Raw genomic sequence first — 12,811 nt, 5'->3', positions numbered from 1 at the left:
CAGCCAATATGCCGGTGAGTTAATGACTGATTGTACATCGTATATCAGCTACACACCCAATTTTTAGCCCAAGGCCGGTTCTGCTTACGCCCAGTTTACATCTCCAGATGAAGCTTCGGCTGGTGGTTGTTGAATAATGTTATAATAAAATATATAAAGGCTAAAATCAAAAGATACAAAACTAAAAGCTCATACGGATCAGACTTTTAAAAGGGTCCTGAGGCTGAGGGGAAGTACATTCATCTCCATCGCCCGAGGATTTGTTAACAGTTCGACAGTCTGTTAATGGCAAGTATAATGTATTGTAAATGAGATTGTTAATTGTCTTTATTTCGACCGTAGAGAGAAATCTCCTCAGATTTATGAGATTCCTCTTTCCCGCTCAAGCGGGATCCGATCGGAATGACGATACTTATTTGTCTTATTAAAGAACTTAATTTCCCTGTTATTTGTGCCTCACTACGACATTGCTTATTGAGCAGGTTTTAATGTCTAAAAGCACGTTCAAACCGTTGTTTGATGGGCGGCCCGAATCGGTAAACATAGGAGTATTCCGGTTCAATGCCCCGCAGGCATTGAACGTGAAGGGGTATAAGCCCCGGAAAATTATTTAACCATTAAGGCCATTGATGATCGATTCATAACCGGGATATTTATAATGGCCGGGCTGCCGGCTTAAAAATTTTCAAGTATTTCCGCGGCATGCTGTTTACTTTTAGGCTTTAAGAATATCTTTTTAATGATTCCTTCCTCATCAATTAAAAAAGTAGTACGGTGCACGCCCATGTATTTATAGCCAAACATTTGTTTTTGCCCCCAAACGCCATAATCGGCTAATATTTTATGGTCGGTATCAGCAATCAGGGGAAAAGGCAATGAATGTATTTCTTCAAATTTTTTATGTTTGACCACATTGTCCGGGCTCACCCCAATTACATGAATGCCATGCTGTTGCAGCGATGAAAAATGATCTCTCAGGTTACAGGCCTGCACAGTACAGGTAGGCGTCAGATCCTGCGGGTAAAAATACAAGGCTACTTTTTTGCCTTTAAATTGGGATAATGATACTGTACTCCCGTTTTGGTCCGTTCCCGTGAAAGAAGGGGCTTTTTGTCCTTCGGTAAGATGTGTTGCCATTAATTTATTGCTGAGTTATAATTCTGATTGGATACTTACTTCTTTTTTGTGGTGGTTGTTTTCTTTGTGGATGCGTCTTTTGCACCAGGCTTCTTATCAGTCGCTTTTTTAGTAGCTGGTGTTGATTTTATTGGGGTGGCCTTTTTACCAGAGGTAGTCTCTTTTTTAGCGGTTACAGTTTTTTTACCAGTTGAATTTGCAGCAGCTTTTGAAGCGGTTTTACTACCTGTTTTTGTGCTTGTTTTTGTATCAGTCTTTTTGATAACCGTCGTTTTTGTTGTGGTCTTAGGCGGTATGGTGGTTTTTCTTACAGCCGGTTTTTCATCCTTCTCAACCAAAGATGCAGCGGCAGGAGTTGTTGCCGGAGGCGGATTAATGCCTCTTACAAACTGCCAGCTTTTGCGGGTTATATTTCCGGCTATATCCGTTACGGTTACAGTTAATGTATGCTGCCCCGGCGTTACCCTGTTATCAAAATTATATACCCAGGTACGCCCTTTATCATTGGTAAAACGCAGCCACTCCCCATCCAGTTCTGCCCTGAAATCGGCTATGCCGTAATTATCTGTGGGTGTAAAAGTGATCCGTGCTGCTTTATTGAGGTTGACGATTTCCCCGGCGCCCAATGAGTTAATAGTTGGTGGCGCATTATCGATAAAAGCTTCAAAGATGCCAAAATCCCTGAACTGCGCTGTAAGCCATTCGCCATTCCAGGTGGCTTTTTTTATTGTGCTTGTTCTGCCGGTTCGTTTAATAACAATACGATTACGGTTCTCAGGGCTGATATATTTATCAGGCTTTATTTTTACCTCGTAATTACTATGCACGGGAATATAGGTCTCACCCAGCTTATGCCTTGCCGAAACACTGTTTAAAGACACCGAAGGCGTACTTGTATAACCGGTATTCATTTTATCATATAAGGCATTTAATGGCATATTGGCCTCAAAAGCAGTTCTGATCAGCCTGTTGGTTCTGCCAGGCAGCCATTCATAGGCTTTTGCAGCAGGAGGCGCAGCCCCGTTATTCTTAACATTAAAATTGATGGTTGATATATTTCCGTTGGCATCTGCCACCTCTATTTTTATATTATGCATTAATGTATCTGCAAGGCTGATGATACTGTTTTCCCCGAGATCATAATATACACCGCTTAAATCGCCCGGCAATTTAGAGGTATGCTGCATCCAGCTGCCTCCAGAGCTGATCATTTTATAATCTACCTGGCAGTTCATGTAGCGGCTGTCCGCATAATCGATACTGTCAATATAAAAGCTGCTGATCTCCCTGTTGTCAAGAAAAAGCCTGGCGCTGTAAATACCGTCCTGGTTGCCGGTTCCATTTCGGGTATCATAGGCCTGGATCGAAAAACTCAGCTTGTTAAGGCTGGTATGAATGGTTCCACCGGCTACTGAATATGTTGCCCCGGTTTTTGATAATTTAAAAAGGGAAGGCGACTGGTCGTATACGGCATTATTCCTGTCGTACATAGCAATTTTTATAATTGTAGGCGGAATATTATCCATTATGGGAGTACCAAATAAAGTAGGATTGAGCCGTCTTCCGGATTTTGTATCTATAATTTCCCAATGCACATGCGGACCGCCGGAACCACCGGTAGTACCGCTAAAAGAAATAAAATCACCCTTTTTTACCGGGAACTTACCTGGAGGAATGGACAAATGTGTTTCCCATGACTCGTTATTATATTGCTGTTGGGTAACATATTGCTCCAGGTCGCTTCTGAAATCATTTAAATGCCCGTATAAAGTAGATAGCCCGTTAGGATGGTTGATGATGATCCATCTGCCCCAACTTAACGGCTCAATTCCCACAAAAGCAATATAACCATCTGCAGCTGCATATACATTTTGATTCACCACCTGGTTGGTACGAACATCTAACCCCATGTGCCAGTGATTGGGGCGCAGCTCGCCCATATTGGCAACAATATCCGGATTGAGGTTAGTAACCCATCTGAAATAGTTCTGCGGATATACCGGTTTTTTATACAATTGGCTAAAAGATACAAACCCGGTCAATAATAATGCTAAGGATATTAAAATCTTCTTCGACATGCGCCAAAAATAGGTAATTGAAAATTGATAGGAAAGGCGAAGAACCAATAAGCTGAGAGCTGAAGGTTGAAAGCGCCTGATTATCACAGCCGGGTAGAACTCCGCATATACATAACTGTCCCTGGTGGCATACTTTTTCTGCTCCCTTTTCCTTTTTTGCGGTTATTTACTAGCATTGCAGGTGGCCATCAGTGGCCTGTGAAAAATGTGCCTCTTTCGTACCCGCCGCGGTTCCTTCTATGCCTGCTAAAACTGCTGCCACATACCCGAATGATGAAAAGTACGACGCAATTGCGATGACAATAGCACCTGCGATGATAAAATAAAAAAAATCCTTCTCCCTTTTCCTCTCAATCGCTTACTTTTGCGCAATTTGTTTTTTTTATACAGAAAGAAAAGGTAAAATGCCCAAAGATACTTCCATCCAATCAGTACTGATTATAGGCTCCGGCCCCATTATTATAGGACAAGCATGTGAATTTGACTATTCCGGCACCCAGGCTGCCCGCAGCTTACGCGAAGAAGGAATTAAAGTGATACTGATCAACAGTAATCCTGCCACCATTATGACAGATCCCATGATGGCAGATAAAGTGTACCTGCTGCCGCTTACAGTAGAAAGCATTGAGCAGATCCTGCAGGAAAATGAAATTGATGCGGTGCTGCCTACCATGGGCGGGCAAACGGCCCTGAACCTGGCCAAAGAAGCAGAAGAAATGGGTCTTTGGCAGCAGTATAATGTACGCCTGATAGGCGTAGATATAAAAGCCATTGATAAAGCAGAAGACCGCGAAAAATTCCGCCAGTGGATGATTGCGCTGGGTGTTCCTGTAGCTACCGCTAAAACGGCTAACTCTTTCCTCGAAGGTAAAGAGTACGCCCAGGAAATCGGGTTCCCGCTTGTGATACGCCCTTCTTTTACCCTGGGGGGTACCGGTGGCGGTTTTGTGCACGATAAAGATGAACTGGACGAAGCCCTGAACCGCGGTTTGCAGGCTTCACCGATCCATGAAGTACTGGTAGAACAGGCCGTTTTAGGCTGGAAAGAGTTTGAGCTGGAGCTTTTACGCGATAATGCAGATAACGTTTGCATTATCTGTACCGTAGAAAATTTCGACCCGATGGGCGTGCACACCGGCGACTCCATTACTGTAGCCCCGGCAATGACGCTAAGCGACACCGGCATGCAGCTGATGCGTAATACCGCTATCAGAATGATGCGCGACCTGGGTAATTTTGCCGGTGGCTGTAACGTACAGTTTTCTATGAACCCGGCTACAGAAGAAATTATTGCTATCGAGATCAACCCGCGTGTGAGCCGTTCCTCTGCCCTGGCTTCTAAAGCTACGGGATATCCTATTGCTAAAATTGCTGCAAAGCTGGCTATCGGTTATAACCTGGATGAGCTGGAAAACCAGATCACTAAAACCACATCTGCCTACTTTGAGCCGGCCCTGGACTATGTAATTGTAAAAATCCCCCGGTGGAACTTTGATAAATTTAAAGGGGCCAACGACACACTGGGTCTGCAAATGAAAAGCGTAGGTGAGGTAATGGCTATTGGCCGCAGCTTTAACGAAGCAGTGCAAAAAGCCTGTCAGAGTTTAGAGAATAATGCTATTGGGTTAGGTTATTATGGTAAAAGCCTGATGCGCGCAGAGGAATTGCAGGAATATATCAAAACACCGAAATGGGACCGTATTTTCAGGATCAAAGATGCTTTAATGGCCGGTATTTCTGTAAGCACTATCTCCAAAGCCACCAACGGCATTGACAGATGGTTCCTTTCAGAAATACAAAAATTATGCGTGATAGAAAAGAAGCTGAGCGGCTTAGGTATTGATGCTTTAACGGCAGATATGCTTCGCGAAGCTAAAGTAAACGGCTTTAGCGATGCCCAGATAGCTATATTAACAGGAGCCGAAGAAGATGAAATATATGCGAAACGAAAAGCATTGGGCATTAACCGGGTTTATAAAATGGTAGATACCTGCAGCGCTGAGTTTGAAGCAAAAACACCTTATTTCTACAGCACTTTCGATAGCCCGAGCATTTCTTTTGGCGCCGATGGGCTTACCCATAATGAATCTGCAGTTTCCGAAAAGAAAAAAATAATTGTTCTGGGCAGCGGCCCTAACCGCATCGGGCAGGGTATTGAATTTGATTACTGTTGTGTGCACGGCTTGCTGGCTATTAAAGAGGCTGGCTATGAAGCCATTATGATGAACTGTAACCCTGAAACGGTGAGCACAGACTTCGACATGGCCGACAAGCTTTACTTTGAGCCGGTTTACTGGGAGCATGTACGGGAACTGATCGAATATGAAAAACCTGCAGGCGTTATTGTGCAACTGGGCGGTCAAACCGCACTGAAGCTGGCCGAAAAGATCAAGGATATGGGTGTAGAGATCATTGGCACGTCTTTCGACAACATGGACATTGCCGAAGATCGCGGGCGATTCAGCGATATGCTGAAAGAATTGAAAATTCCTTACCCTGATTACGGCACTGCATGGGATGTGGATGAAGCCATAGAAGTAGCCAACCGTGTAGGTTACCCGGTACTGGTTCGTCCTTCTTATGTATTGGGCGGGCAAAGAATGCGTATTGTAATTAATGATGATGAAGTAGAAAAAGCGGTAGTGAGCCTGCTGAAGCATATTCCCGGTAACAAGATTTTGATCGACCATTTCCTCGACCGGTGCCAGGAGGCGGAAGTGGACGCTATTTTCGATGGTGAGAACTTCCATGTAATGGGTGTGATGGAGCATATTGAACCGGCCGGTATCCATAGCGGGGACAGTCATGCGATGCTGCCTGCTTTTAACCTCTCTCCTATGGAAGTAACAACGATGGAACATTATGCAGAAAAAATTGCAAGGGCCTTAAATATTAAGGGATTGATCAATATACAGTTTGCTATAAAAGATGGGACCGTATATGTGATTGAGGCAAATCCGCGGGCATCGCGCACCACCCCGTTTATTGCCAAAGCGTACCAGATTCCTTACCTTAATATTGCTACTAAAATAATGCTGGGCGCTAATAAACTTACCGATTTTACATTTGAGAAAAAGCTCAACGGGTTTGCTATCAAAGAGCCGGTGTTTAGCTTTAATAAATTCCCGGGCGTGAACAAAGAGTTAGGACCTGAGATGAAAAGTACCGGTGAAGCGATCCGCTTTATTAAAGACCTGAAAGATCCTTATTTCCGGCAGCTGTATAAAGACAGGAGCATGTTTTTGAGTAAATAACAAAGAGCTTTTAGAAAAAGACAGCAAACACCTGTTTGCTTTATCATAAACTGAAAAATTTAATAAGCAAAGTCTTTTAATACACAGCCCGTCTCCGTAGTTCCTACAAGCCGTATCTTCGCTCTATGAACTTTTTGACAGAACAGGTGGTGCTTGTAAATGAGCAGGACCATGCTACCGGCACTATGGAAAAAATAGAAGCCCATGAAAAGGGTTTATTACACAGGGCTTTTTCGGTGCTGTTGTTTAACGATAAAAATGAATTATTGTTACAGCAACGTGCATGGGATAAGTACCATTGTGGCGGTTTATGGACCAACACCTGCTGCAGCCACCCGTACCCCGGTGAGGCTGTTCTGACAGCTGCAAAAAGGAGATTGAAGGAAGAAATGGGCATTGACTGTGGCCTGAAAAAAATGTTCGATTTTATTTACAAAGCTGAGTTTGATAACGGCCTTACTGAACACGAGCTGGACCACGTATTTTTTGGTCGCTTTTCAGGTACTCCTGTTGTTAACCCCGCAGAAGTAGCCGGCTGGCAGTATATTGCTTTCGATGATCTGAAAAAAGAAATGGCGCATAACCCCTCAATTTATACGCCGTGGTTTGCGGTGATCGTTGAGAAAATGGAAAAAGAAGCATTCCTTCAGCCACCACCTGAACTGCTGTTTTGATGGCGGCCGGTATTGCTGTACACAAAATTCCGCAGAGCTATACAGGTAAGTTTTCCGCAAAGCAAAACCAGGCAGGTTTTTAATTGTTATCATTTTATATTAATATTGTAACTTTCAATGGCCTTCCTGAGTCCTGCCATATCATCTCTTGCCCGTATGCGCCAATGGCGTATTGAAGCATGGCGCAGTCATCCTGTTGATTCGCAGAGAGAGGTGATACAAAACCTGGTAGCTTCGGCACAGTACACAGAGTTTGGCCGTAAGCACAGCTTCAGCAGCATTTATAATATCCGCGATTTTAAAAAAGCAGTTCCTGTTTGCGAATACAACGATCTTAAGCCTTATATAGAAAGGATGATGGCCGGCGAGCAGAATTTATTATGGAACAGCCCGGTATACTGGTTTGCGAAAAGCAGCGGCACCACCAGCGATAAAAGCAAGTTTATCCCTATCAGCGAGGAAACCCTGGAAGAGTGCCATTATAAAGCAGCAAAAGATGTGCTTACCATGTATTATTCCTTCAATCCCGACAGTGCCATGCTTACCGGCAAAGGCCTGGTGCTGGGAGGAAGCCATACAATTAACCCCGTCAATAATGAAGCGCAGTACGGCGACCTGAGCGCAGTACTTTTACAGAACAGTCCTTTTTGGGGGCATTGGCTGCGCACACCCGACCTGGATATAGCACTGATGGACAACTGGGAGGATAAGCTGGAGAAAATGGCGCTGCAAACCGTTAATGAAAATGTAACGTCTATCAGCGGGGTACCTACCTGGACGCTTATTTTGTTTAAGCGCCTCCTGGAAATGACAGGCAAAAGCACTATTGCTGAAGTTTGGCCCGACCTTGAATTATACATGCACGGCGGCGTATCTTTTACACCTTACCGGGAACAGTTCAAAAGCATTATTGGCAAGCCCATCCACTACCTGGAAACCTATAATGCCAGCGAGGGTTTTTTTGCAGCGAATGAAATGCCCGGGGATAATGGTATGTTGCTGTTTACGGATCATGGCATCTTCCTGGAATTTATGCCGGTAAGCGAGCACGGAAAAGAAAATCCCCAAACCATCGGGCTGAAAGATGTAGAGCTTAATACCAACTATGCCCTGGTAATCAGTACTAATGGCGGATTGTGGAGATATTTGCTGGGAGATACCATTAAATTTGTTTCTAAAGATCCTTATAGAATTATTGTAAGCGGGAGGATCAAGCACTATATCAATGCCTTTGGTGAAGAAGTGATCGTGGATAACAGCGACCAGGCAGTAAGTATGGCCTGCCGGAAAACCGGGGCCATTGTAAATGATTATACCGCAGCTCCGGTTTATTTTTCTGACAGCAGCAACGGCGCCCATGAATGGCTCATAGAATTTGAAAAGGAACCGGGTAACTTTGAGGCCTTTGTTACTGAACTGGACATGGCCTTACAAAATATTAACAGCGATTACGAGGCCAAGCGCTATAAAAACATTGCTTTAAGCCCGCCACAGGTACATAACCTCCCCAGGGGCAGCTTTAATAAATGGCTCCAGCAAAAGGGAAAGCTTGGCGGACAGCATAAAATACCACGGCTTTGCAATGAAAGAAAGTACCTGGAAGAAATATTGCAAATCAATCTGCCAGCCCATCCGCTTAACGAAGACTGAAGCAACTTTTTCATTTTAACATATACACATAGCGCTATTATCAAAATAGCGCGTTACTTTTGCGCCATCATGGAAATGATCATACGTACAAAAAACCTGGTTAAACGCTACGGGCAGCGTACCGTGGTGAATAATGTGTCCTTTGAAGTGCACCAGGGAGAAATTGTAGGATTGCTGGGGCCTAACGGGGCAGGAAAAACCACTTCTTTTTACCAGGTGGTAGGCCTTATCAAGCCCGATGAGGGGGATGTGTTTTTAAATGATGAGAATATTACAAAGTTGCCTATGTATAAACGCGCGCAGATGGGTATTGGCTATCTGCCGCAGGAAGCTTCAGTGTTCAGAAAGCTAAGCGTGGAGGATAATATTTCGGCGGTGCTGGAAATGACGAAACTGAGCAAAACTGAACAGAAAGAAAAGCTGGAATCACTGATCGCTGAGTTCAGGCTGGGGCATGTACGTAAAAGCAATGGCGACGTATTAAGCGGCGGAGAACGCCGCAGAACTGAAATAGCGCGCGCACTGGCGGTAAATCCTAAATTCATTTTGCTGGACGAGCCTTTCGCCGGTATTGACCCTATTGCAGTGGAAGATATCCAGAGCATTGTAGCCAGACTTAAGTTTAAAAATATCGGTATATTGATTACCGACCATAATGTAAACGAAACCCTCTCTATCTGCGACAGGGCTTATTTATTAATTGACGGCAAAATATTTGAAAATGGCACCGCCGAAGAACTTGCAGCTAACGAGCAGGTACGGAAGCTTTATCTGGGACGTAACTTTGAACTAAAACGTAAAGATTATCTATACGAAGAAGCAAAACAGGATCGGGCTGCAGGACAGACGGGCATGGATGAGGTAATTGAAGAAATACCCACAGGAGGAGCCTGATAAAAACAAAGCGGCTGTCTCTCTATCGGTCTGGCAGTCATATTTTTCAAAAACCTGTTTAATACTATGACCGTTACCCGCCTTTTGAGACAACCGCTCTTATCTTAAACCTTACCTTACTTTGGTTATGAAACAGCACTTTCCTGCGGCTGCAGATGGTTATCTTTTACGAATTGTTCTCTGTGAGCAGTAAAATCACTTAAAAGACCATCGATCGCTTCAACGGATTTGTCTGAATGTTCATGAATTTCAGGCAGCGCCTTATCGAGTAAATCCATGCCCAGGCTTATATTTTCTGCTTCAACCTGGGCCACTTTTTTCAGCACGGCCGTTTCACTGTTTTTAAGGTCTTCCAGCTCCCTTATTATTTTATCCATCATTTCCAGCTTTTCCATTTTGTCCATAGTATTCATTTTTTATTTATAAAAGATAACAGGTTATACCAACTATACAAAATCCTGTATTTGCAGGGATTTAAATAAAAATCCGGTGGTATTCCTGCTGTTGTTTCTTCAACAAATACTATACAAAAACCAGGATAAGTGCAGGATTTAGCTAATTATTTAGAAATCTGCCGGTTTTTCTTAACAAAATGTAAAGAGGCATCAAGGGATTGTACCATTCAAAGCTTAAAGGCAAAAGGTGTACAGCTTAAATAATCTGGCTGCGGCCATTTAATGTAAAATCAATTGATGTAATCTGGAACTTACTTTATTTAGCTGCGATATAATTAAAATGATTGAGCAATATTCGTATTTCCTCATAGCTGAAAGAACCGGGCAACGCATTTTTCCATTCCGTAAGGCTTTTAAATGCATGTTTGCGGAACCGGTCTTCGAACAACCGTATCTGTTCCCGGGGAAACAGCTTTTCTATATCCAGCACGCCTGCGCCGGCCATCCTGGCAAGATGACCCCATACAGTACTTTCGGTAATATTTCTTAACTGCGCAATTTCGGCTGGAGTTTTGCCTTCTTCAAAAAGCTGATAGGTAACAATATGGGCGGGCTTTTTAGGAACCTTTGTTTTTACGGAGATCGCAGCGCCTTCGTATAAAACAACGGCTAAAAGCTTTGCTTCTTTCAATGAAGAAAGATAGGAAGCGGCTACTTCTATAAAACCTTTTAATACCTCATTGTATGCCTTCAGCCCTTTAGCACCCTTCGTTTCAGCATAACATTCTTTAATAACCAAGAAGACCTTTTCGCTGATGTGATCTAAAAAGAACTTCACGGCGCCTTTACATTTTTCTTCTATGGCCTGCCAGCTTCCCTGTAACGTTGTGTATTGATTTAATTGATGGAGTAACCAGGCAGCAAATTTTTCAAAAACCGCCCCCAGCTCTTTTAACTGCGTGATTACAGTTTCCGCATACTGCAGGGCTTTTTCACTATCCAGCACGCTACTGTCTCCAATGGCCTGCTTCCAATCTTCAGCCTCACTGATCAATTGCTGTATATCCAGCTGCTGAAGCAGCTTGTTCCCGGCATAAGCGTATTGCTCCGAAGCCACGATACCTGCTATTTTATCATTGGCGTCGGTTTGCTTCTGAAAGCTGTAAATACGTTCATCGCTGATAATGGCATGAGGAGGGATCTTCGACTTTAGTACAATACCTTCCAATGTCCTGCAACGGCTTAAGGCCACATATACCTGCCCACTGGTAAATGACCGGCCCGCATCAATAATAACTTTATCAAATGTAAGTCCCTGGCTTTTATGAATGGTTACCGCCCAGGCCAGCCTAAAAGGAAACTGCTCATAACTGCCTGCCACTTCTTCTGCTATCTTATTTTCCCCGTCTACGTAGTACTTTTTATTTTCCCACTTTTCGCGTGTAATGGTAAGTGTTTCCTTTTCATCCTGTGGCAATACTTTTATTTCATTTTCATCCAGATCTACAATAGTTGCCAGCTTACCATTATAATACCTTTTTTCTTCCTCCGTATCATTTCTTATAAACATCACCTGCGCACCCTTTTTCAGCTCCAACGCTTCGTCGTTAGGATATAAATGAGGCTTAAACTCGCCCCATACTATCGCTTTATACACCCGACTCCTTCCTTCCAACCGGTTCAGTCTCTCTTTATTAATGGCATCGGCCATATAATTATGAGATACCAGGTGAACACAAAACTCCTCGGGCTCAAAAAAAGGCTGGTACCGGCTGTGCAGCAAGTCAAAGTTCACCTTTTCGATATCATTATCTCTTATGGCATTTAAAAGATGCAGAAAGACCTCATCGGTTTGCCTGTATACTTTTGTAAGAGAAACGGTTAACAGATCCAGCCCTTCCAACGCCCGGGCTTCAAAAAAGAAAGGCGACCTGTAATAACTATAAAGCACTTTTTCGTTCTCCTGCTTTACAACAGGCGGCAATTGGTATAAATCTCCTATAAAAAGCACTTGCAGGCCACCAAAGCGCTGCTGCGACTTCCTGGCGCTTCTTAAAGCAAGGTCCAGCATATCCAGCACATCACACCGCAGCATGGATACTTCATCAATTACCAGTATCTCAAGCGTTCGCAGTAATTTTAATTTATCCCGCCTGTATTTGAAGTGGGGCAGCAGGTTGGGAATATTAATCGCCACATTCCGGTCTACAAAATCGGTGGAAGGAACAAAAGTGGTTAATGGCAGGCCAAACATGGAATGGATAGTAACACCGCCGGCATTAATGGCAGCAATACCGGTAGGCGCCACAACAACAAATTTCTTCGATGTTTTTTGTGTGAAATTTTGAAGAAAGGTGGTTTTACCTGTTCCCGCCCTGCCGGTGAGGAACAAGCTGCGGTTAGTGTGTTCTATTAGTTCAAAAAGATGTTGCAAGAAATACGCTTTACCGGTTTACATTGATTATGTAAAGATGCTACTATTTCATTGAAAAATACTACCCCTAAAGTTTCTTCCATAAAAAAACCGCCCCAAAGCTGAGGCGGTTCTGTTTATTGCAAAAAGTCAATTAGTTTTTACGAAGATTGGGGTGCGGAGGAGCTACAGTGTTCGGACCATCTTCTCCGGGAGCAGCAGCACGAATGTCTACCGCATCACAATCACCACCTTCCTGGCCGGAACTAAAGATAAACCTGTCGCTGCTTACACCTTCTTTTTCTACCAGGTGAGC

The 12,811-nt window shown here is 43.6% G+C and carries 8 protein-coding genes; 4 read left to right on the top strand and 4 right to left on the bottom strand.

The window, feature by feature from the left end; translation table 11 throughout:
* Positions 1–675: 675 nt before the first annotated feature.
* Entirely contained in the window at positions 676–1,137 is a 462-nt protein-coding gene (gene bcp, locus ACYVBM_RS12910) for a thioredoxin-dependent thiol peroxidase (RefSeq protein ID WP_460686082.1), read from the bottom strand.
* A gap of 35 nt (positions 1,138–1,172) precedes the next feature.
* Positions 1,173–3,215, bottom strand: a complete 2,043-nt coding sequence (locus ACYVBM_RS12905; protein ID WP_460686081.1) for a peptidoglycan DD-metalloendopeptidase family protein — start codon at positions 3,213–3,215, stop codon at positions 1,173–1,175.
* A 404-nt stretch (positions 3,216–3,619) separates the two neighbouring features.
* Here ACYVBM_RS12905 and carB point away from each other — a divergent pair, with 404 nt between their 5' ends.
* The 4 genes from carB (at position 3,620) to lptB (ending at position 9,687) form a co-directional block, all read left to right on the top strand.
* Positions 3,620–6,469, top strand: coding sequence for a carbamoyl-phosphate synthase large subunit (gene carB, locus ACYVBM_RS12900; RefSeq protein ID WP_460686080.1), 2,850 nt, complete (start codon positions 3,620–3,622; stop codon positions 6,467–6,469).
* A 125-nt stretch (positions 6,470–6,594) separates the two neighbouring features.
* Positions 6,595–7,143 carry an isopentenyl-diphosphate Delta-isomerase gene (idi, locus tag ACYVBM_RS12895; RefSeq protein WP_460686079.1) on the top strand — a complete coding sequence of 183 codons (549 nt, stop codon included), beginning with the start codon at positions 6,595–6,597 and terminating at the stop codon, positions 7,141–7,143.
* A 117-nt stretch (positions 7,144–7,260) separates the two neighbouring features.
* Entirely contained in the window at positions 7,261–8,793 is a 1,533-nt protein-coding gene (locus ACYVBM_RS12890) for a GH3 auxin-responsive promoter family protein (RefSeq protein WP_460686078.1), read from the top strand.
* Positions 8,794–8,862: 69 nt separating this feature from the next.
* Entirely contained in the window at positions 8,863–9,687 is an 825-nt protein-coding gene (lptB, locus tag ACYVBM_RS12885; protein WP_460686077.1) for an LPS export ABC transporter ATP-binding protein, read from the top strand.
* A gap of 125 nt (positions 9,688–9,812) precedes the next feature.
* On the opposite strand, the gene ACYVBM_RS12880 is transcribed toward lptB, so the two are convergent.
* Positions 9,813–10,091 (bottom strand): hypothetical protein, encoded by a 279-nt coding sequence (locus ACYVBM_RS12880; RefSeq protein ID WP_460686076.1) that lies wholly within the window; start codon positions 10,089–10,091, stop codon positions 9,813–9,815.
* A 307-nt stretch (positions 10,092–10,398) separates the two neighbouring features.
* Positions 10,399–12,516 (bottom strand): helix-turn-helix domain-containing protein, encoded by a 2,118-nt coding sequence (locus ACYVBM_RS12875; protein WP_460686075.1) that lies wholly within the window; start codon positions 12,514–12,516, stop codon positions 10,399–10,401.
* Positions 12,517–12,811 lie beyond the last annotated feature (295 nt).

It is taken from the genome of Niabella aquatica (assembly GCF_054779315.1).
The sequence above is the reverse complement of the archived record's forward strand: the minus strand, read 5'-3'. Positions and strand labels throughout refer to the sequence as shown.

Excerpts from the sequence above, each read along its gene's own strand:
- bcp (WP_460686082.1), bottom strand. The coding sequence starts at position 1,137 with ATGGCAACACATCTTACCGAAGGACAAAAAGCCCCTTCTTTCACGGGA.
- ACYVBM_RS12905 (WP_460686081.1), bottom strand. The coding sequence starts at position 3,215 with ATGTCGAAGAAGATTTTAATATCCTTAGCATTATTATTGACCGGGTTT.
- carB (WP_460686080.1), top strand. The coding sequence starts at position 3,620 with ATGCCCAAAGATACTTCCATCCAATCAGTACTGATTATAGGCTCCGGC.
- idi (WP_460686079.1), top strand. The coding sequence starts at position 6,595 with ATGAACTTTTTGACAGAACAGGTGGTGCTTGTAAATGAGCAGGACCAT.
- ACYVBM_RS12890 (WP_460686078.1), top strand. The coding sequence starts at position 7,261 with ATGGCCTTCCTGAGTCCTGCCATATCATCTCTTGCCCGTATGCGCCAA.
- lptB (WP_460686077.1), top strand. The coding sequence starts at position 8,863 with ATGGAAATGATCATACGTACAAAAAACCTGGTTAAACGCTACGGGCAG.
- ACYVBM_RS12880 (WP_460686076.1), bottom strand. The coding sequence starts at position 10,091 with ATGGACAAAATGGAAAAGCTGGAAATGATGGATAAAATAATAAGGGAG.